We start from the raw sequence: 22842 nt of genomic DNA on the forward strand, positions 1-22842 counted from the left end.
ATTTTTGAAAGCAATTCACAACGCGTATTTCGCCCTATCTTAGTATTACTACGCTGTGACTAATCACGAAGATAATAATTTTTGAAAGCAATTCACAACACCATTTGGCGAAGGTGTACCGGTTAACGCGCTGTGACTAATCACGAAGATAATAATTTTTGAAAGCAATTCACAACTGCAATGCCAATAAGCTACTTATTTATAGCGCTGTGACTAATCACGAAGATAATAATTTTTGAAAGCAATTCACAACACCTTTTATATAGGTTGTTGTTTTAATTACGCTGTGACTAATCACGAAGATAATAATTTTTGAAAGCAATTCACAACTACCTCAGCGTTATAATCGAATACAGCTTTGCTGTGACTAATCACGAAGATAATAATTTTTGAAAGCAATTCACAACAATCAAACTAATGTTCAGGACAAGTTTGAAGCTGTGACTAATCACGAAGATAATAATTTTTGAAAGCAATCCACAACGGAATTAGAATTACTTTATGAATCAAATCAGCTGTGACTAATCACGAAGATAATAATTTTTGAAAGCAATTCACAACCGAATTGGTAACATCTCTGCTTGTAACCTAGCTGTGACTAATCACGAAGATAATAATTTTTGAAAGCAATTCACAACACGCTCTTCTGTACCTTCTTTTGCTTTAAGCTGTGACTAATCACGAAGATAATAATTTTTGAAAGCAATTCACAACCGTACCGTGGTCGGAAACGCTTAATAAAGAGCTGTGACTAATCACGAAGATAATAATTTTTGAAAGCAATTCACAACAGCAAAAAAAACTTACTATAGAAGCCAGATGCTGTGACTAATCACGAAGATAATAATTTTTGAAAGCAATTCACAACAAGAGCCGCCTGAACTCTAGAATCAGCTTCGCTGTGACTAATCACGAAGATAATAATTTTTGAAAGCAATTCACAACCAATAACTATCTTCATTTTTCTATGTGTCGGCTGTGACTAATCACGAAGATAATAATTTTTGAAAGCAATTCACAACAATTATTCGCAATTCTATGATTTGAAATCAGCTGTGACTAATCACGAAGATAATAATTTTTGAAAGCAATTCACAACATATTTCTCATCATCATTTTTAAAGCGTAAGCTGTGACTAATCACGAAGATAATAATTTTTGAAAGCAATTCACAACATATCAGGTTAATTGCATCTTCAGTGAACAGCTGTGACTAATCACGAAGATAATAATTTTTGAAAGCAATTCACAACATTATCAGTTTAAGTTCGGAATAAATCAACGCTGTGACTAAGCACGAAGATAATAATTTTTGAAAGCAATTCACAACTCCCGTTGGATGCTTAACCACAAACGCATTGCTGTGACTAATCACGAAGATAATAAATATTAAAAGCCACTACAAACATTACAAAATAGACAAGCCAAATAAAACATGAAAAAAATATATCCAAATTTATTCCAGAGATTCCTTAACTTATTTTCCCGTCTCAAAGATCGAACCATCACACACATGATATTATATAGGTTTCTGTTCATAGGGCTTTTTGTTATATTTGCCCGAAACTTCTAATCATGTCTGCTTCAAAGATTCAATTACTATATTTACTCAAATCCCATTTAGGTTTTCGTGAATATTCTGTTTCGACAATTCTTCCCCCTGTCAATTTGAAATTTAAAAATAACTATGAAATCAATTTTAAAAGTATTTAAGTTTTTAGGCAAGCTTATCCTGGGAATTCTCATCGTATTATTATTCTTAGGGCTTTGTTATCGATTATTTAGTCCAAAACCTGTTCCGCCGGGTAAACTCGTTAACGTTAACGGAATCAACATCCATGTAAGAGCAGAAGGAGATAAGAAATCCTTACCTACAGTGATTATTGAGGCAGGGGCACACAGTAATACCGATATGCTGCATTGGATTGCGGAGGGCTTAAAAGATAAAACGAGAGTCATACGCTATGATAGAGATGGAAAATGGTTTAGTGAAGCAAGTAATAGTGATAATAGATCCCCTGAATTTTACGCACATCAGCTTCATGAATTATTAGCGAAAACAGGAGAAAAGCCACCTTATATTTTGGTGGGACATTCTATGGGAGGTCCTTATACCAGAATATTCAGGGATCTTTATCCAAATGAAGTGAAAGGAATGGTTTTCATAGATTCAAGTCATCCTGAACAATGGAACCGATTAGCACAAAAAGAGTTAGTTCCCGAAGGGCAGGCAAGAATATTAAAGATAGGATCTATCCTTGCAGATTTAGGTATTTTAGGACTTTATAATAAGATATTTAGTAAAGCACCCTATCAAGGCGATGGCTTACCTAAAGAAGTATACAGCAGATCACAATCGCTCACCAATAGCTCCGGCGATGTTTATACTATGTTTTTAAGAGAGAATGACCTTACCAATGCTGTGCTGAAGCGTGCAGGTGAGGCAAAAAAGTTAGATTCATTACCAGTGTTGGTGTTCACTGCTACAGAACAGTATAAAGAATCCCAAAAAGAAAAATACAGAAAATTAGGAATTGATCCTGAAAAACAAGTTCAATTATGGTTTGGGATGCAGAAAGAGCTAAAAGAACTCTCTTCTCAAGGAAAACAAATCATAATGAATGCCAGTCATGGAAGTATCATTACAAAAAAAGAAAATGCAGAAGTAATAAACAAAGAGATTCTTTTACTATCTGAAAATATTGAAAAACAAAAGTAATATTAAACAGCGAAGCCCCTTAATTGGGGCTTTGTTATTTTTTTAAAGTTAACTCTTTTCCTTTAAGGGCAAAGTAAATATTTTGAAATTCGTGGACGTGTCTTATTTCTAATTCATCATCATTTCCCAACTTGATAACCCAGCCTTTGGAAGGTCTGCAGATAAACGTCAGATGTGAAATACCACTTCCTAAGCTATATTCGAATTGGTCAGCAGATTCATCATTAGGATTATATTTTTCTCCGCTATTACTTTCAAATCCAAAAGTAAGTAACTATTTCTCGGTTAATGGAATAGGTATGCAGGCTTCCGGATGTAAATCATTAATATATACCATATCTCCCAGATCATGAAGATGATACACATATTCTATGTTCTCATCCTTTTTATCATTATATAATTTCCTATGCATAATTCATTTGTTTCCATAAAGTAAACTTGTGTATAATCACAAAAATAGTGATGTATGAAGGCAATTCATAAATAGCAGTTGATGCCGGCAAGTGGAGCCGGAGTTTTGTATAAGTATAAAAATAGTATATTTAATGCATCAATTCATAAAAATGAAGCGAAAAGAGATTTCTTGATGTATGTTAAGGAAACTGCATTCAGGTTTATCTATTTTTGTATCCGAAAACAATAAACTTTTTAAACAGTTCAATAATATGAAAAAAATTAGCGTAATTGCATTAGTAGGAGTAGGATTGCTTGTGGCATCATGTAATAGTAAAGAGAAAACAGATACAACAGTAGCTACTGAGCAGGCTGTTGCAGAAAGCAAAGGAGAAATGTTGACAGTAGATGCTGCAACTTCTGTAGTAAACTGGAAAGCATTCCACAAAGGAGGATTTGCACCTCGTTGGGGAACTCTTAACGTAAAATCTGGTGACTTAAGCATCGAAGGAGGACAAGTAGTAGCAGGAAACTTCAATATCGACATGACCTCTATTAAAGTAGATCCGGCTTCTGTAACTGAAAAAGATAAGAAACCAGCAGATCTTGAAGCTCACTTAAAGAACCCTGATTTCTTTAATGTAGAGAAAAACCCTACTTCAGACTTTAAAATCACTAGTGTAGCAGACCTTAAAGAAGCACCTGCCGATGCAGTAGCTGGAGCTAATAAAACAGTAAGCGGAAACCTTACTTTACTAGGGAAAACAATGAACGTTACTTTCCCTGCGAAAGTAGACGTAGTAGACAATACAGCGGCTATCCAGGCTAAATTTACTGTAAACAGAACAGACTGGGGAATCAAATTCGGTACTTCTGAAGCAGATCCTGCTGAATGGATGATCAGCAAAGACATCGAGATTGCAATTGATGTAAAAGCTAAAAAATAATTTTTAGATTAATCAATAATCTATGAGCTGCTTCCTTTGGGAAGCAGCTTTTTTATTTTGATATAAAGCAGGTCATCATTAGAAGCAAATGTTTTTTTAAAGCAAAGTCTGAAATTTCAAATGTTTCATTTCAGGAAGCTAAGAAGTGTAACTTTGCTGCTGAAGAAATTTCATGGATATACGTCCACTTAGAGAGAATCAATAAAATTGAGTACAAATTAAATATTCGTGAATTCGTGGCAAAAAAATAAACGCCACGAATTCACGAATACTTCCAGATAAAGTTCAAAAATCTATGTCTCTATGTGGTTAGAGATTTTAAACCACTTAGAGACATAGGCTTTAGTGCTGTTGATTAATTATAATTTTCGTGTTACGATGACTCTGTTATCCCTGGCTTTTAAAACTTATTTAATATATTTTAAGAAAATCATATCAATATGCAGTAATCATTAAAATATCACTAAAAAAGTAAAATTTATATTTTAATAAAAATAAACCATTTAACGAATAATTTTTTATCAATATTAATAGTTTTTTTCAAAACATAGTGAGAAATATATTTTACATTAAAATTGTATTTTATTTATTGATATACAGTTGTTTATGTGTGTTTTGTTTGGCAATAATTTTGTAATATTATCGTTAGATTTTATAAAAATAAACACTTCTGAGTATAACACAAAAAAACTAAAATGATGAAAAAGCATGTATATCCTCAAAGGGAGACTGATTCATCTTCCCACGACCTTTTGGCTCTTTTAGTTGAAATTTTAAATGTTCTTCAAAAGAAAGAGTCTGATCATTTTCCGTATTATGACAGTGCTGATGTCAAACGTCTGATGAATATTAGCGACAGTACTTTACATCGCATCAGGAAATCACAGAAAATTCCGCATGTTAAGATCGGAAATAAAATATTTTACCCAAAATCATTTTTCAATAATGCCTTCAAACCATGAAGGCTTTTTTTATGCTGTAAAGGAATTGATAGATAAAGTACTTTGAAGTATTCCGTATTTCCTTCGGCTATTCTTCGGAACAATGATTCTTTTTCCGAAGCTTACCCGGAAAATTCTCGAAGGACTATCGAAGAAAACAGGTTTTATACTGTCAAAAAATGTCAAAACAGATCAAAACCGATCACTATTGTCAGGAGTGATTGTTGATTGAATATTCCTTTATACATTCGTTCAGTTAACCAAAAAAAATACAGTAAAATGGCTAGAATAACAAAAGGAATCCTTGGTGGATTTTCAGGGAAAGTAGGAACAATTGTAGGTGCCAACTGGCGCGGAAAAGACATTATCCGAAGTGTGCCTACACCAAGCAACAGACCTCCAAGTGAAAAGCAGATGCTTCAGCAGACAAAATTTAAGCTTGTCATAGGTTTTTTACGTCCTTTGAGCTTCATTCAGAAGAAGTATTTCGGGGTAAATAGCGGTTCGAAATCCAGAATTAATCTGGCGGTGTCTTATACCATTAGTGAAGCTGTCCAGATGGTAGCAGATGCTCCGGAACTGATCTACAACAAGGTTCTGATTACGAAAGGAGATCTTACAGGCTTTCAGAATGTAGTCGCAGCTCCCCAGGCTGGAAATAAAATAAAACTGACCTGGGAGGACAATAGCGTTCAGGGAAATGCAAAAGGTACAGATAAGGTGACGGTAATCTGTTACAGCAAGGAACTTGACTCATTTGCAATTTTTGAAACGGTTGCTGACAGAAGTGCCTTAACTACCGAGGTGACTTTACCGGCTTATTATGCAACGAAAGACATGCAGGTCTGGGCATATCTGAATGCTCTGGATGAAAGTATCGTATGCAACAGTTCTTATCTCGGAACATTGAAGCTGATTTAATCCTGATCTCCACCTGAAAGGGTGGAGATTTTTAAATAAATACCATTTAAATCATCTTCAGATATGGCAATAATAATCTTTTGAAAATTTTTTAGATACTTCTCATCATAAATATTTTCTAAATATATAGATAGAAATTTAAAAATTTTACTACGTATTAGGAGGCTGATAATACGTTTTTAATAAGTTGTCGTACAAGTACGACACTTTTAAAAATTTATCAAAAAATTAGAATTAAAGCAAATTAATATTTCTAAATTTCAGGAATTATTATCAAAAAACACATACTACAAGATGAAAAAAAATAACCCTAATCCGGGGAACCCTTTGCGGGGAATTATCTCCTCTTTGAAAGAGGACATCTATTATGTAAAACAAGGAGAAACACTGGAAAGCATTTCATGGGATTTGACTCTTGAAAATCCTAAATACCTTCGTGAATACCATAACTTAAGATGTAGTTACTTAGATTTTATTCCTGAAGATGGAGCTTTAAGGTTTTTGCAGAAACTCCATGTACCTAACTCAGACGAAATAGTAAAGCTCAATGAGCAAATACGAAAATCCGGAGAAAGTTTATGTTGTCTGCTTCCAACGGGGAAAACCTCTTTCAATATAAAGTTAATCGATGGGAATTATCTGGTGAAGCAAACTGAAAGTGACGAAGGAATTCAAAAAAGTGAATATTCATACGTGCTACACTTTAAATATATAAGGGAGGATGAAAAAGGACATTATGTAGAATTCACCATGAATAATTTCAAAAAAAATGAAGAGGAGCCAGAGGAGAAAATAAATAATCTGGCATCCGATTTTGTAAAAACAGTGTATCCGATACTATTGATTATAGACAAATCCGGAAATTTTGTTGCAGCACAGCCTATTAAAGATAGTAAAGATATCATTGGTGATCTTGAAGCATTAAAACAATATTATGCTGGTGTTTATGCCATTTCTCATATTGACAGGATGAAAAACAAAATAAATGATCCACAGGTGATCTATAATAGCCTCAAAGAAACATTACCATTCCAATTCATTTTCAATCAATTTTATAAAGCAAATTATCATTCAAAAGATACTGCGGCTCCATATCGTGATAAATTTTCATGGCTGGCTCTGGCTACTCCTGTGAGGCTGGAAATGATTCATCAAATCTTACCACAAAACAGTTCTGATGTAATAGAAATTTTACAAACAGGGAAATCTGTAGATTACCGCACTGTTTCAGAACTGTATTATACAGACTTTGAGTATGACAGGCAAATAATGCCTCATTCAAAATCAGTAAAGGCGAATCATTCAGCTACCTATACACTGGATTTCATGGACTTCTCTATTCAAAAAATAAAAGCCAGATTTGATATCCGGATTGCCGATTATGAAAAGACAATGACTTTTGAATTGGAAAAGCTAGTCAGCTAATTATTCTTTTTTTAACCATCAAACACAATGATATGTCAGAAAATTATTCAGAACACAGTGACAAGCACTTTGTCATTCAAAAAGGCAAGGCTCAATGCAATCAAGGCGATCAGTTCCCACAATTTAAAGTAACGTCACACCAGAAACATTATTGGAATAATAAAGAAGGACAAGCGGACTACCTAGCCGTAACGGAAGACGATCTGCAATTCAATCCTCCCGGACCTAGTTTTGGACAATGTAAACTGAAACCCACATCAGGGGGCTATTTACCGTGTGCGTTTGCTCCAGCCGGTAAATGGCAGAAAACTTATGAAAAAACAAAGGTCATGAATAAAAGCTGCCTTTCTGAAATTTCTGAGTTGATGTGCAGTGTTGGAGGAAAAATCACGGTAAAAGAACATGGGCAAACATCAACCATGAATAAGCAAAGTATAACAACAGCTGATCCAAAAACCTATAATATTATTAATCCATTTATGAATTTTGAGGAGTCCCAAAGTGAGCTGGAAGGTCCTGAACAGATTTATGAATAAAATGTCTATCAATACTAACGGCTATGGCAAAATTAACGATTAGAGGTAATACAAAACCTATTGTTGGAAATACGGAGGCTTATTCACTTTCGGTATTTGAGAATGTAATGACATCCAATCCTTTTTCTTTCCCACCTCCTAAGGTAAAATGGGATCTCTATGTGCAAGACAGAAACGGATGGCGAATTGCAAAGGGAAATATAAAGGAGGGAGAAAATATAACCTATAAATTCACGGCTAAAAGTCTTAAATATAAAGCTTTAAAAATTGAGGTTGTAAGAGGAAAAGATAAAGGAGAGCTCTATATAAAACCGCAGGAAGCAGAAGATCCGAAAATAGTAAGTGTTGAACTGCAAGACATTAATTCTGAACGATTACCTAAAGGTAAGCTATTACATTATACTGATACCATAATTGCTAAAGCTCACTGTGTGGGAATGTTTGGATATAAAGTGGCATTTACCCTTTGGGAAGATGATGCCATAGGAAAAGGGCATGATCCTATTGTAAATATGATGAATAAGATCAATCAGATTCCTCTCATTGGAGAAGTGAACCATGAAGGAGTTGCCAAAGTTTATTTCAGACTGCCCACTTATACTATGGCTGTTCAAATTGCCAATGCCGGAGTCGCAAAAGGAGACAAAAGCGAGGGCAAAACCCATGAATATTACGTAACCGCCGAAGTAGTTTCCAAGCATATTGTAAAGGCTAGCCCTAATGTAAATGTTGCCAACCCGTCTCATATTCCAGCTCCGCCTAAGAAAACTAAACCAGTGGATAATACTCCGTCACACAGGAAACCGCCAGTTGCTCCTGAGCATCATAAACCAAAACCCAATAAGCCGAAACCCAAAGAGGAAACAGCAAAATATCCTCAAACTCCTGCGGCAAAGAAACAGGCAGATCCTGAAGGGAAAATAGTAAATGCGGAATTTACAGATGGTAGAGGTAAAACGCTAAAAAATGCCAAGACCGGAGATACAGTTTCAATTAAAATTACTTCTCAAGGAATGAGGGGTAAAAATGTAATCGTAAGAATTTGGGAAGAAGACTTATCACGATACAGTAATGATCTTATCTATGAAGTATCTGCAACATTAGCTCATGATACTTCCAATTTTATTAATTATATTACTCTTACAAAAGAGATGTATAATAAAAGTAATGATTTTGGAGAGGGAAATGAACGGGAATATTTTATAGAGGTTGAACATCTCAATACTTCTGTGACTTCTCAGGTAATCCCGATAAGTTCAGATGCTGAACCGGTAAAAATAGATCCGAATGATTCGCCTGCGATTATTAAGGAACCGAAATCACAGATTAAAAATTGTGGAGGTAAATATTGTATTGATAAAAATTCCCCTCCAAGCGAGCTTATTAGAGAAATTAATATTCGTTTGGCAGGTTTTGGTGGAAATGTGCCAACGGATAAATTTACAGACAGAACTGAAAGAATGATTAAACAGTTCCAGAGGGACTATATGAAAGTTTCTGAGACAGGTAAAATATGTGGAAATGTTTTAAGAGCAATTGGCGAATTTTCAAATAAATATCCGGTTAATATTAATGAAGGAAAATGTCCATGTAAAAAATGTACTGGATTTGGTAAAGGGTTATATCCAGAAGAGAAAAATAATGCTAAAATTCTTGAAAAAAGTCGAAAATATGAATACCCAGGTATTCATAGATCGTTATTATGGGTAGAGAAAGCTATAAAGTTTTATTTAGCTAATCAGGAAAAGCAAATAGGGTTGAGAGTCGGTAAAATAAACTCAGGTTATCGTTGTAATGCCAATAATAAGATAAATAAACGACATAGTACTAACCACATGGGTAAGGCTTTAGATATTCATATTTATAAACTTTCTGATTCAATTAATACTGAGAAAAATGCAGATAAAGTAAGAGATCTTTTGATTAAATATACTAATGCGAGCTATAGATGGAAAGACCATAATATTTTTGCTTTAGAACCAAGTTCCAGAAATAGAATAGATGAGGAGTATATTGCTACAACTTGGGTACACTATGATGTTAGAACTTTTGACTTAGAATATCTCAAAGATGAATATTTTGTAAAGGATGATAATGGTGTAAATGGCGAAAATATTATAGCCTTAGCAAACAAACTAGGATATCAAAATACTTGTAATTGTAGCGTTGGAATTACAAAAGAAAATAAAACTGAAGAAAGTAAAAAAGCAGATAAATATAAATGGGCTCATAGTAAATTTGGAAATTTAATAGCGAAAGTTGAATCATCAGATGATTATAATAAATGTAATAAAACCGAAAAAGTAGCATATAAAGTCAATGGTAAAATAAAATACAAACGGGTTGTTAAAGTAGTAAATAGTGTAAAAGTTGTTGATACTACTATAAAAGAAATTCAAAAAAAGCAGGCAGATAAAGATCTTTTTGCTGTAGGTAGATATCAACTTGTTCCAGAGACATTGAAGAGTGCAATTTCAAGCTTGAAACTTGATATAAATGAAAAACTAGATCAGGAGATGCAAGATAGAATTTTTGACGATTACCTAATAAAAATTAAACGACCGAAAATTATTGCATATTTGGAATCGAATGATACTGTTGAAGAGGCAATGTACTCTGCCGCTCTTGAGTGGGCTAGTATTGGGGTTGAAAAAGGAAGACGTATAAGTGATAAAATTACTAAAAGCGGGGAAAAAATAATACGATATGCTAAAAATGGGGAATCTTATTATGCAGATGATGGTTTAAATAAAGCTCATGTTACCCCGGAAGATATAAAAGAAGCATTAATAAATTCTAAAAATGAAAATAAATAAATCCTTAATTGTTTGTGTATTCTTATTTGCAGTAAGTTGTAAAAAAGAAATTTCAAATACAGTAACGAAAAATATTAAGCCTGATATAGTTAAAATTGAAAAAAAAACAATTCCACTCTCATCAGAAAAAGTCGATGGTTTTATCAAAGAATCTTTTGCTATAAGTTGTGGTTCTGGTTGTGCTATTAGTTATTTACCTGAAAAAATTAAACATAATAATAGTAATAGTATATATGTAACATTTAATGTAAAAATGTACGAAGATCAAGTAATAACGGATACTTATGATGAAACTTATATTTTTTCGTATAATGATTCAGGCAAAATAAAAAAAATAGAAAAGGAAGGTGAGAATGAAAATGTTTTAGACAATCTTATGCCAGATGCCCAGCAATCATTTTTAGATTTTGCCAATAATTTAATTATGAAAAATAAAATCGCACTATCAAAAGATAAAATGCAATCCAGTTCATCTGGTGAAAAAAATTATAATATTTGTAAGCTGCCTTTTAATTTTGACGATTTTTATAATGCTTGTTATGACAATACAGAGAAGTGTTTTAAGAGATATCCTTCATACATTTTTTCTGAAAATAAAAACATTCTTGATTATTATGGCATTAATAAGTCTCCAACAAGCTTTTTTTTATTGCCTAAACTCAATAATATCCAACCAATTATCTGTGCATATACAGAATCTGATATCGAAGGATATGAATTAATAACTGCCGAAAAAGGTAAATTACTTTCTTTTCTAAAAATAGCAGAAATGAATGGCGAAAGTATTCAGGACTTTAATATAACTGAAGGATATGTTATCATATTATATAAAGCAAAGAATGCAAACAATTCTAAGAAAGAAATAGGAAGATATAAAATATCAAATAGTGGAACTATTATAAAATATTAACAATAAGCCCCTAGAGTTGTTAACTTTGTCAGGACACATTTGTTAATAAAAACTCCGTCTCATTTTTTCTGAGGCAGAGTTTTCATTTTTTTTGTACTATTCTTTTAGAATAGTTTTAAGTAAAGAATAGTGTAAATATCAAGAACCACGACACCTCTAATTTCATTAATAACATTACTCTTACAAAAGAGATGTACAACAGAAGTAATGATTTTGGAGAGGGAAATGAACGGGAGTATTTTATAGAGGTTGAACATCTCAACACTTCTGTGACTTCTCAGGTAATCCCGATAAGTTCAGATGCTGAACCGGTAAAAGTAGATCCAAATGATTCTCCTGCGATTATTAAGGAAACGAATTCACAAAATAAAAATTGTGGAGGTAAATATTGTATTGATAAAAATTCCCCTCCAAGCGAACTTATTAGAGAAATTAATATTCGTTTGGCAGGTTTTGGTGGAAATGTGCCAACGGATAAATTTACAGACAGAACCGAAAGAATGATTAAACAGTTTCAGAGAGACTATATGAAAGTTCCTGAAACAGGAAAAGTTTGTGGAAATGTTCTAAAGGCTATTGATGAATATTGTGATAAGTGGGCTGAAAAAGTTATTAATTATAAATGTTTATGCCACGCTTCTGATTCAAGAGTTAGACAAGTTGACAGATGTCCGGGTTATGGAAAAGGATTAAAGAATGAACATCCTGGAATTCACCGCTCACTTTTATGGGGCGTGAGTTCATTAAAATTTTATTTGTCTTTACAAAATTCATTTAAGTATAGAAGAACTTCTGCGGGATATAGATGTGTGGCTCATAACAAATCTATTCCAAGATCCTCTACAAATCACATGGGTAAAGCAGTAGATATACAATTCAATGAAGGGAGTTATGAAATTTCAGGTAAAGTAGACCGTAATCTAAAACCTTTAAGAGGTATTAGAGATAAACTCTATATCAAATATTTGAAGGCAGAAGAGGGTTGGTCTATTCCTTCAAAAAAGAATAATTACAGATTAGAGCCCATTGGAACAGGAAAAGATGAATCATACAGTTGGATTCACATGGATGTTTCTTTATTTGAGGCGGATTACCTAAAAAATAGTTATTTTACAAAAGAACAAAATTTGGTAGTGGGTAAATCAATTGTAGCTATGGCAGAAGAGTTAGGATACAAAGATCTCTGTAGTTGCATGGGAGGAGGCTTATCGTCGTCACAAAAAGAAACTAAAAAAGAAGAGAAAAAAGGCAAATGGTCTCATACAGAATTTGCAAACCTGATTGCACAAGAAGAATCAAATGATAATTACAATATATGTAACCAAACCAAGGGAGAATTAAAAATCATATATAATGTAAAAATAACTGAGCTTACCATAAAAGAAATTCAGAAAAAACAGAAAGATAGAGATATTTTTGCTGTAGGAAGGTATCAAATGGTTCCTGATACTATAAAAGGTGCTGTTGCCAGTCTGGGGTTAAATGTTAACGAAAAGCTTGATAAGGAGATGCAGGATAAAATTTTTGATGAGTATCTTATCAAAGTTAAGAGGCCAAAAGTCATAGCGTATCTTGAAGGAAATGGCTCTGTTGAAGATGCGATCTATGTTTTAGCACAAGAGTGGGCGAGTATCGGTGTTGAAAAAGGTAAACCTATAAGTGATAAAGTGGTAAAAAAGAAAGGCAAAGTTATATCAAGAACTAAAAGAATTGCAAAAGGAGGAGAATCATATTACGCCGATGATGGCTTAAATAAATCACATATCACGCCAGAACAAATAAAAACAGCTATAATAAATTCAAAAAATGCGAACAAATAAAATCATTTTCTTAAACATCCTGATGATGCTATTGATAGGATGTAAAAAAGAAGCAAATGCACAAAATAGGAATTTCTTAGATACAGCCAAAACTAAAAAAAATGAGGTGTCTAAATCTAAAACTAATTATTTAAAAAATCTTCAATATAAATCATTTGTAGTGAGTTGTGGAGGGGGGTGTGCAATGACTTATATAGCAGATAATGTCGAAAAAGAAAGTTCTTTTTTTAAAGTTAAGTTTAAAGTTGAAATGTATACTAATGAACAGCTATCAGATACTTATGATAAAACTTATTTATTTTTTTATGATCAGTTAGGTAAAATCAGTAAGATTATATTAGAAGGCACAAAAAATAATGCTTTAGAAACTCTACCTAATGGAGCTCGGAGATCGTTTATAGAATTCAGCCAAAATTTAATTAAAACTGCTTCATCAAATAATCAAAATAAGTTGGAAGAAAATAAATTTATTGTGGAAAAGAATCCCCAAAAAGTAAATTTACCATTTAGTTTTTATGAATATTTTAATGATGATTATTCTGAAAGCAAATATCCAAATTATGAACTCAAACCCTTTTTAATAGAATTTTTGAAGAACAATAGTTATGATGCTGAAACTTATAAAGGTCTTGTGATACGTTCCGATGAAAATTTTTTATATCTACTCATTTCAATACTTCGAGGTGATTCAGAATATTTTGTCTTAGTAACAACCAAAAATAATGTAATTATTGATTACAAAGAGATAGGTTTAATAGGTGACGAAAACCCTACCACTTTTAAAATATCACCAAATTTTACTATTGAACAATACAATGGCAATGGCCCTAACCTCAAAGCTTTTGAAAAATTCAAAATTAATGAAACAGGTAAAATAGCCAAAGAATAAAGGCACTGTCCATAATTTTGTGTACATAGAAAATAAATTCAAAGAATGCAAACAAATAAAATCATTTTCTTAAACATCTTTATAGTGTTATTAATAGAATGTAAAAAAGAAACTCCTAAAACGATAACGAATAACGTTAAATCTGACACATTAAGAGTCCCCCAAAAAGAAAATACTTCTTCATTTGATAAGATTAATGGTTTTGTTAAAGAGTCTTTTGTTATAAGTTGTGGCTCAGGCTGTGCTATTAGCTATTCACCTGAAAGTATAAAGCAAATTAATAATACAATAGATGTAACATTTAATGTTAAAATGTATGAAGATGAAAAAATAACCGATACTTACGATGAAGCATACATTTTTTCATATAATGATTTAGGCAAATTAGATAAAATTATAAAAAAGGGTGAAAGTGAAGATTTTTTAGGGACCCTTATGCCAGATGCTCAACGATCGTTTTTAGATTTTGGTAATAATTTAACGACTAATAAAGGTATTATATTCTCGAAAGGTAAAAAACAAAATAATTCATCTGATGAATAAGGAATATAGTATATGTAAATTACCTTTTAATTTTGATGATTTTTACAATATTTGTTATGATAATTCAGAAAAATGTTCAGAAAGATATCCTTCATATACTTTTCCAAAAAATAAAGATATTCTTGCCAATTATAGTATTGACAGATCTCCAACAATTTTTTTTTATTACCTAAGCTCAATAATATTCAGCCAATAATTTGTGCATATATAGATTCTGATATTGAAGGGTATGAATTGATAACTGCAGAAAAAGGCAAGTTAATTTCTTCTTTAAAATAGCAAAAATGGATGGTGAAAGTATTCATGATTTTAATATAACAAAAGAATATCTTATCATATTGTATAAGGCAAATAATGCAAATGATTCTAAAAAAGAAATTGGAAGGTATAAAATATCAGATTATGGAAATATTATAAAATTATAGGGTATCAATAATTAAGATAGATCTTTGAGAAGTATGCCGCTCCCTATAATATTTCAAAAAATGATTTACAATGGGAATTAGGTAATAAAAATGAGGCTAAAAAATCCTATCAACAATACATTTCATTAATGAAAAGCCAGAATAAGGACTTAAAAAAAATTCCAAATAGAGTATATGAAAGAAGTAATAGAAATATTCTATTATTAATAATATTATTCTTTTACAGCTGTAAAGGACAAAAAGAGGAAAAAAACAGTATTTCTGTAATACAAAATATCAAGGCAAATAATTCATATTTTCAGCTACAAAAAGCAATAAAAAATGATGAAACAGTTTTTCAATATAGAGATCTTAAATTTGAATTAAAATCAAAGGAAGGAGAATCTAATTTATTAATCAACAATGAAGAGTTTTTTATAAAATTAACTTTGGACAGTCCAGATTTTAATATATGGTATTATAAAAATAATATTGATAAAATAATTTTATTAGAAGGTAATGATTATTATAGTTCTGTTTTTTATGCTTATCACTTAACTAATAATAAACTTTTTTATTTAGGTAATTTTACAATAGATCAGCCTAACGTTGAAAATGAAAAACCTTATAATAAAGAGTTCAAAATTAATATTGATAAAGATAAAGTAATTATTCAAACTTTATTAAATGGAAGTCCTTCGATAAAAAAAACATTTAATGATCAAATAAATCAAGTTCAAAAAGAAAATACAGATATTTTAATTTCTTCAATTTATAAAAGAAATGTCCAATGGAGTAATCACTGCGAAAATGCTTCTGAAAAAGACAATATAATGCTCTATTCACCAGATGAAATAAGTTTCAACATAACCTCAATAAATTTTATTTGTGGAGCAACTTCTAAGCAAATAAACAATAATACAATAGAAATATATTTAAAAGATTCGGGAACCGATTACGCTCCTAATGGAGAAGTATATTCAAATAATAATGTCCCTAAGGGAATTAATTTTAATGATTGTTCGTTAGATATACCAATTGCACGTATAAAAATAATAAGTGAAGATTCTATCGAATTTCAATGGTTAGGATTTTATAATAGAAAAACTAACAAGAGAGAGTATATTAAGAATCCTTTCGATAATAAGAAGAATATAGTGGTTCTGGCTCCTTGCTCAGAAAACTAAATAAGGATATATTCATAGAAATAGTGTAACGTCCAAGTAAGAATATAAGAACTTAATGATGAATTTCAGGCTGCCTGCTTATACTTCTAATTTCATTAATAATGTTACTCTTATAAAGGTAATGTATAACAAAAGTAATGATTTTGGAGAAGGAAATGAGCGTGAGTATTATATAGAGATTGAACATCTTAAGACTTCTGTGACTTCCCAGGTAATTCCGATAAGTTCAGATGCTGAACCGGTGAAAGTAGATCCTAATGATTCGCCTGCGCTTATTAAGGAAACGAAACAGGAGGAAAGAGTTGAAAAAGTCTCCAGTTGTATTTGCCAGCAGTATGATCTACTTTAGGATAATAAGATTGGCTCTCAATAAAGCAAAATCGAATTGGTGCTCAATCCTCGTCTTTTTAAAGAATATATCGATTTGATTACTATTGGTAGGAAGATTAATATATTTAATAAACAATCATTAATAGAATCAGTATGTATAACAAAGTTTATAAAGTAGGCGTAGAATTACATCTTATGGAAATAATCTTTATAGTGATCATTAGATCTTCATAAAAATCAATTCAAAAACTCTGAACCCTTCACCCTTACACAATACTCACTTCCCAGATACAAAGGGTTCCCATGCTTTTCAGACCAGAAACCATCCAGGATATCTTTACTCAGGCAGCGGTATACGGCAACGCCTTTATAGATGTTATGGTTATCACCTTCATAATGGAAGTTGAGCACCAGAATCTGGTTTTTATAGAAACCTGTTCCGTTCTGGATATGGTCATCAATCATCCATTGCGCTATAATGCGGTTGTTTTCATCCACAGATAAAGTCAATATTCCCTGATAGGAAAATTGGTCAGATTCCTCCTGGTTGCTTCCTTTTATTGAATAAGTTCCTGCCAGATCATGTACGGTCATTGATTGAATTTTTTGGATGGCAAATTTAAAAAATCTTATTTTGATGGTATTACAAATATTTTGTCCAGGACTTTAGAGCATTGCTTTCCTGTATGTCGATTAAACTTTATACTTTTGCAGCAAATTAATGTAAGAATGATTCCTTTTCTACTGATAGCCAACCTGATTACATTCGGAGTCTTTGGGTTCGATAAACTGCAAGCTAAGAGACAACAATGGAGAATTTCAGAGAATGCCCTTCTGGGACTTTCTCTTATCGGTATTGTAGGAGCCGCTTCCGGAATGATCCTTTTCAATCATAAAACCTCCAAAAAGTCTTTTCTGGTGAAGTTTTTTATTGTTGCTTTAATAGATGTTGTGTTGCTTTACAGGCTGATAAGACATTAATCAGGATTGATTTATTTCCCTAATTATTAGCTTTTTCAATAGAGATTTATGTAAATTTCTCATTATGAAATTGTTAAATATTATATAATCTTTTTAATTAATTCATTTAAAATCACTATTTTTGCACCCGTAAAAATCCTATATGCAAAACATTAGAAATATTGCGATTATCGCACACGTTGACCACGGGAAGACGACTTTGGTTGACAAAATCATTCACGCTACCAATATTTTCAGAGAAAATCAGGAGAGTGGAGAATTAATTATGGATAACAATGATCTTGAAAGAGAAAGAGGGATCACCATCTTATCCAAGAATATTTCTGTTACTTATAAAGACACAAAAATTAACGTAATTGATACTCCTGGTCACGCGGATTTCGGTGGGGAAGTAGAGAGAGTATTAAAAATGGCTGATGGGGTTATTTTGTTGGTGGATGCGTTCGAAGGACCAATGCCACAGACAAGATTCGTACTTCAGAAAGCTTTGGAATTAGGATTGAGACCATTAGTGGTTATCAATAAAGTAGATAAACCAAACTGCCGTCCGGACGAAGTTCACGATCAGGTATTTGATTTATTCTTCAACCTTGAAGCTACTGAAGAACAGTTGGATTTCCCAACATTCTACGGTTCTTCTAAACAAGGTTGGTTCAACACTTCATTAGAGCAAACTGAAGATATTTTACCATTATTAGATGGTATCTTACAATATGTACCTGCGCCGAAAGTAACTGAAGGTAACCTTCAGATGCAGATTACTTCTCTGGATTTCTCTTCTTTCTTAGGAAGAATTGCCATCGGAAAAGTAACAAGAGGTGAGATCAAAGAATCTCAATGGATCGGTCTTGCACAGGCAGACGGTAAAGTTTTGAAAGGTAAAGTAAAAGAACTTTACGTTTTCGAAGGTCTAGGAAAGAAAAAAGTAACTGAAGTACAGGCAGGTGATATCTGTGCTGTAGTAGGTTTCGATGCATTCCAGATCGGTGATTCATTCGTAGATCTTGAAAATCCAGAACCATTGGAAAGAACTGCAATTGATGAGCCTACATTGAACATGACGTTCTCTATCAACAATTCACCTTTCTTCGGTAAAGACGGTAAATATGTTACTTCAAACCACCTTAAAGAAAGATTAACTAAAGAATTAGAGAAAAACTTAGCATTAAGAGTTCAACAAACTGATGATGCAAACACTTTCCTAGTATTCGGTAGAGGTATTCTTCACTTATCTGTTTTGATCGAAACAATGAGAAGAGAAGGGTACGAAATGACTATCGGACAGCCACAGGTTATCCTAAGAGAAATTGACGGAGTAAGCTGTGAGCCTTACGAATCTTTAGTAGTAGACGTTCCAGAAGAATTTGCATCAAGAGTTATCGACTTGGCAACTCAGAGAAAAGGTGACCTTCACATCATGGAAACTAAAGGAGAGATGCAGCACATGGAATTCGAAATTCCTTCAAGAGGATTGATCGGATTACGTTCTCAGATGTTGACAGCTACTGCAGGTGAAGCTATCATGGCGCACCGTTTCACAGAATACAAGCCTTTCAAAGGAGCTATCCCTGGAAGAAACAATGGAGTATTGATCAGCAAAACTACAGGTCCTGCTACAGAATATTCAATTGCTAAACTACAGGATAGAGGTAAGTTCTTCGTAGATCCGGGTGAGGAAATCTACACAGGGATGATCATTGGAGAGCAAAACAAACCTGGAGACTTGGTAGTAAACATCGTAGAAGCAAAACAGCTGAACAACATGAGAGCTTCCGGAAAAGATAAAGATACAGGTGTAGCACCGAAAATCTTATTCTCACTGGAAGAATGTATGGAATATATCCAGGCTGATGAAGCAATCGAGGTAACTCCAAACTTTATCAGAATGAGAAAGAAAGTACTTTCAGAAGAAGAAAGAAAAAGATTGGAAAGATCTGCGAAAGCATAATCGTTTCGAATCAAAAATCATATCATATAGAAAAGCCTCGAATTTTTCGGGGCTTTTTTTCTAAGGAATAGGAAAAATTGTTTATTTTTTCAAGACGAAATCCGAAATAGTAAAATATAAATTAAAGTAGTTTTGCGACTATGAGAATGAAAAAATTAAAACTTATCGTTTTATTGGGAGTGTTTGCATCATACAGTACCTCATGTTCCGTTCAGAACAATGTTTCAAAGACCCCGCCTGTAAAAAATACACCTAAACCCAACAATAATAACAATCCGCCAAAGCCACCCGTAACAGGGACTAAGCCCACACCAGGAGCTTCCACGGATGATAATTTCAGAACCATTCTTCCGGAAATCAAAAGAGAATTCCGCGGAGCATGGATCGCAAGTGTAGCTAATATCAACTGGCCTTCAAGAAATGATCTTACCGTAGATCAGCAGAAAGCAGAAGCCATCAATATGCTGGAAACGCTGAAAAATAATAACTTCAATGCTGCTATTTTCCAGATCAGACCCTCAGCAGATGCTTTATATACAAGTAATATCGAGCCTTGGTCTTACTTCCTGACAGGAGAAACAGGAACAGCTCCTTATCCGAATTATGACCCGCTTCAGTTTTGGATTGAAGAAGCCCATAAAAGAGGTTTGGAACTCCATGTATGGCTAAATCCTTACCGTGCTCATCATAGTAACGGAGGTGCCGTAAATAAACTTTCGATGGTCAATAAACTTTCCGATATTGTTGTAAGATTAAAGAACGGGATGTATTGGTTTGATCCTGCAAATCCAAAAACTCAAGGGCATGTTTCCAATGTAGTAAAGGATATTGTAAAAAGATATGATATTGATGCCATTCATTTTGATGATTATTTCTATCCATATGCCACCTACAATAAAGGAGCAGATTTTCCTGATAACGCAACATGGAACGCTTATGTAAGCAGTGGCGGAACATTATCAAGAGCAGACTGGAGAAGAGATAATGTGAACAAATTTGTAGAACGTATCTACAAAGAAATTCATGCAGAAAAAAATAATGTGAAATTCGGGATCAGCCCATTTGGAATCTGGAAACCAGGTTATCCGGCTGGCGTAGTAGGATCTTCACAATATGATGAGCTTTACGCTGATGCAAAATTATGGTTGAATAAAGGTTGGGTAGACTATTTCTCACCACAGTTATATTGGCCAATTGATTCTAAAGGACAGGCTTTCGAATCATTATTAAACTGGTGGCAATCTGAAAATACCATGAAACGTCACTTATGGCCCGGTTTAAATACTGTGGAAATCAGAGTCTCTGACCGTCCTACAGAAATTAAAAACCAAATTGAAATTTCCAGAAAGATCCTGAAAAATGACGCTGGAGAAATCCACTGGAGTATAGCCGGACTTACAAAAAATCCTGGAATGCTTCCAACATTGAAAAACGGACCATACGCTGAAAAAGCGTTGACTCCAAAATCTCCATGGATAAAAGCAGTACCGTTACAGACCCCTACTTTGTTTGCGATGGACAATGGAAGTTTCGTACAGGCAAGCTGGAGTACAAAGAACGCAGCTGAAGTTTTCCAATGGGTACTTTTCACACAATATAACGGTGTTTGGGATACAGAAATTTTAACGCTTGACACCCTTTCAAAAGACATTCCTAAGTTTAAAGATGGAAAGAAGCTAAGTGGAGTAGCGATAAAAGCAATCGACAGACTTGGAAATGAAAGCGATTATATGGCTAAGAAAATTAAATAGAAAAATTAGTAGCAGCAGCATGATTGTAAATGCTATTAGTGTTTTTATCAATATACAAAGGTTCAACGAAAGTTGAACCTTTTTTATGAGCAATTGTCTCACAAAAAAGAACATGTAATCAATCCACAGCAACTTTACACCCACTTTGTCACTCTATAAGAATCTAAACTAGCCCAATTATTTTAATGGATATTCATTCGCTTCAACAGAATCAATGAAATTGATTCCGATCTTAGCTCCCTTAAAAATATGCGATAAGATGCTAAAAAACTTTACGTTAAAAAAGATCCCATCAAGCAAACAATATTATCCTCTAGCTTTGAGTCTAATTTCTTTTTAGCCACTAATTCACGAATTAATGCAATTCGTTATTTCTATAAGAATCTAAACACAGTAAGGCATATTTGAAAAGATAAAGGAAATCTTAGATTTTCAAAAACTTAAGTGATCTCAATCAACGCATCAGTATCCTTTAAAGTTACTTAAGTGTTAAAAAAATATAAAAGTTCCCATAAAATAATCCCCACTTTTTTAGAATAACTATAAATTATCAATTTAAAGTAAAGATAATCAGGTTAATATAATTTAATGTAGCTTGGTTTTATATACAATAACACCTTTATCGGAACCATTTTTGCATGATTACTCCTATAATCACCAAAATATAACATTATGAATACTAAAAGACTTTCCGCGAATATGGAAAAATCCCTTAGTGACCAGATGAACAAAGAAATTCATGCATCACACGTTTTTTTATCTTATGGAATTTGGGCAGATGACAAGGGGTATCAGGGAATTGCTAACTTTCTTTATAGACATGCCCAGGAAGAAAGAAACCATTCCATCAAGTTTATGGAATACATTTTAAACAGAGGCGGAAAACCTAAAGTAGAAGCAATACCGGCACCACCAGCCGATCCAGAATCATTGACAGCTTGTTTTGATGGTGTTTTCAAACATGAAGTAGACAACACAACAGCAATTTATAAACTTGTAGATCTTTCTATGGAAGAGAAAGACTGGGCGACCTGGAACTTTATGCAATGGTTTGTACAGGAACAGATTGAAGAAGAAACATTAGCGATGAACCTGATCGACAAATTAAAAATTGCAGGCGGAGACAGAGCCACTGATGAATCTTTATTCACTTTAGATAAAACATTGCAGGAAGCTCCAAACGACGTACCGCTGGCACAAGAGGCTACAGGAGATAATCCGTAAAATATACATTGAAAAATTAAAACTATTTGAAAATCTGCCAGAACAACTGGCAGATTTTTTTATTATGAAACTCCCTCAAAAATCACTATCTTTGCAAACTCGTATTTCAAGGTTCGGTATTCAATATTTAAGTTGTAGAAACCTTGACTTGCACCTA

At 33.0% G+C, this 22842-nt stretch carries 19 protein-coding genes and 1 CRISPR repeat array (1 of these 20 running past the window's edge); of the genes, 17 read left to right on the top strand and 2 right to left on the bottom strand.

All coding sequences use genetic code 11. The annotated features are described in order from the left end of the window. A CRISPR array of direct repeats spans nucleotides 1-1407; the repeat unit is 47 nt; unit sequence GCTGTGACTAATCACGAAGATAATAATTTTTGAAAGCAATTCACAAC (it extends 1025 nt beyond the left edge of the window). Between the two features lie 280 nt (nucleotides 1408-1687). Next, the gene (locus tag AC5YGG_RS07645; RefSeq protein ID WP_496143940.1) at nucleotides 1688-2719 is read left to right on the top strand and encodes an alpha/beta fold hydrolase; all 1032 of its coding nucleotides are present in this window, start codon (nucleotides 1688-1690) and stop codon (nucleotides 2717-2719) included. A gap of 274 nt (nucleotides 2720-2993) precedes the next feature. Here the strand turns inward: AC5YGG_RS07645 and AC5YGG_RS07650 are convergent, their stop codons facing one another. Next, a complete protein-coding gene (locus AC5YGG_RS07650; protein WP_496143941.1) occupies nucleotides 2994-3131 on the bottom strand; it encodes a hypothetical protein in 138 nt (45 codons plus the stop codon). A gap of 253 nt (nucleotides 3132-3384) precedes the next feature. Here AC5YGG_RS07650 and AC5YGG_RS07655 point away from each other — a divergent pair, with 253 nt between their 5' ends. The 12 genes from AC5YGG_RS07655 (at nucleotide 3385) to AC5YGG_RS07710 (ending at nucleotide 16800) form a co-directional block, all read left to right on the top strand. Then, entirely contained in the window at nucleotides 3385-4059 is a 675-nt protein-coding gene (locus AC5YGG_RS07655) for a YceI family protein (RefSeq protein ID WP_496143942.1), read from the top strand. Between the two features lie 695 nt (nucleotides 4060-4754). Next, nucleotides 4755-5021, top strand: coding sequence for a helix-turn-helix domain-containing protein (locus AC5YGG_RS07660; protein WP_496143943.1), 267 nt, complete (start codon nucleotides 4755-4757; stop codon nucleotides 5019-5021). Between the two features lie 258 nt (nucleotides 5022-5279). Continuing rightward, nucleotides 5280-5921, top strand: a complete 642-nt coding sequence (locus AC5YGG_RS07665; RefSeq protein ID WP_496143944.1) for a DUF6266 family protein — start codon at nucleotides 5280-5282, stop codon at nucleotides 5919-5921. A 294-nt stretch (nucleotides 5922-6215) separates the two neighbouring features. Next, nucleotides 6216-7346, top strand: coding sequence for a hypothetical protein (locus AC5YGG_RS07670; protein WP_496143945.1), 1131 nt, complete (start codon nucleotides 6216-6218; stop codon nucleotides 7344-7346). A gap of 32 nt (nucleotides 7347-7378) precedes the next feature. After that, the gene (locus AC5YGG_RS07675) at nucleotides 7379-7882 is read left to right on the top strand and encodes a DUF4280 domain-containing protein (RefSeq protein ID WP_065393211.1); all 504 of its coding nucleotides are present in this window, start codon (nucleotides 7379-7381) and stop codon (nucleotides 7880-7882) included. A 161-nt stretch (nucleotides 7883-8043) separates the two neighbouring features. Further along, nucleotides 8044-10698: a peptidoglycan-binding domain-containing protein gene (locus tag AC5YGG_RS07680; RefSeq protein ID WP_496143946.1), complete on the top strand. Its 2655-nt coding sequence runs from the start codon at nucleotides 8044-8046 to the stop codon at nucleotides 10696-10698. After that, a complete protein-coding gene (locus AC5YGG_RS07685; protein WP_496143947.1) occupies nucleotides 10685-11608 on the top strand; it encodes a hypothetical protein in 924 nt (307 codons plus the stop codon). Before AC5YGG_RS07680 ends, AC5YGG_RS07685 begins: the two co-directional genes overlap by 14 nt. Nucleotides 11609-11799: 191 nt before the next feature. Then, on the top strand, nucleotides 11800-13428 hold the full coding sequence (locus AC5YGG_RS07690; protein ID WP_496143948.1) for a peptidoglycan-binding domain-containing protein: 1629 nt from the start codon (nucleotides 11800-11802) through the stop codon (nucleotides 13426-13428). Then, nucleotides 13415-14317: a hypothetical protein gene (locus AC5YGG_RS07695; protein WP_496143949.1), complete on the top strand. Its 903-nt coding sequence runs from the start codon at nucleotides 13415-13417 to the stop codon at nucleotides 14315-14317. The genes AC5YGG_RS07690 and AC5YGG_RS07695 overlap by 14 nt, the downstream gene beginning before the upstream one ends. A 45-nt stretch (nucleotides 14318-14362) precedes the next feature. Next, nucleotides 14363-14860 (top strand): hypothetical protein, encoded by a 498-nt coding sequence (locus AC5YGG_RS07700; protein WP_496143950.1) that lies wholly within the window; start codon nucleotides 14363-14365, stop codon nucleotides 14858-14860. Nucleotides 14861-15413: 553 nt separating this feature from the next. Beyond that, a complete protein-coding gene (locus tag AC5YGG_RS07705; RefSeq protein ID WP_496143951.1) occupies nucleotides 15414-16451 on the top strand; it encodes a hypothetical protein in 1038 nt (345 codons plus the stop codon). 55 nt (nucleotides 16452-16506) lie between these two features. After that, entirely contained in the window at nucleotides 16507-16800 is a 294-nt protein-coding gene (locus tag AC5YGG_RS07710) for a hypothetical protein (RefSeq protein WP_496143952.1), read from the top strand. Between the two features lie 218 nt (nucleotides 16801-17018). Here AC5YGG_RS07710 and AC5YGG_RS07715 read toward each other — a convergent pair whose 3' ends face one another. Next, entirely contained in the window at nucleotides 17019-17375 is a 357-nt protein-coding gene (locus AC5YGG_RS07715) for a hypothetical protein (RefSeq protein WP_496143953.1), read from the bottom strand. 114 nt (nucleotides 17376-17489) lie between these two features. On the opposite strand from AC5YGG_RS07715, the gene AC5YGG_RS07720 reads away from it, so the two are divergent. The 4 genes from AC5YGG_RS07720 (at nucleotide 17490) to AC5YGG_RS07735 (ending at nucleotide 22685) form a co-directional block, all read left to right on the top strand. Further along, on the top strand, nucleotides 17490-17762 hold the full coding sequence (locus AC5YGG_RS07720) for a DUF1294 domain-containing protein (protein ID WP_228408949.1): 273 nt from the start codon (nucleotides 17490-17492) through the stop codon (nucleotides 17760-17762). A gap of 142 nt (nucleotides 17763-17904) precedes the next feature. Next, on the top strand, nucleotides 17905-19710 hold the full coding sequence (gene typA / locus AC5YGG_RS07725) for a translational GTPase TypA (RefSeq protein WP_496143954.1): 1806 nt from the start codon (nucleotides 17905-17907) through the stop codon (nucleotides 19708-19710). A gap of 140 nt (nucleotides 19711-19850) precedes the next feature. Then, nucleotides 19851-21461: a glycoside hydrolase family 10-like protein gene (locus tag AC5YGG_RS07730; RefSeq protein ID WP_496143955.1), complete on the top strand. Its 1611-nt coding sequence runs from the start codon at nucleotides 19851-19853 to the stop codon at nucleotides 21459-21461. Between the two features lie 672 nt (nucleotides 21462-22133). Next, complete coding sequence (locus AC5YGG_RS07735; protein ID WP_496143956.1) at nucleotides 22134-22685, top strand: ferritin; 552 nt, start codon at nucleotides 22134-22136, stop codon at nucleotides 22683-22685. The last annotated feature ends 157 nt before the right edge of the window (nucleotides 22686-22842 follow it).

Source organism: Chryseobacterium sp. CS2K3, from assembly GCF_059515185.1.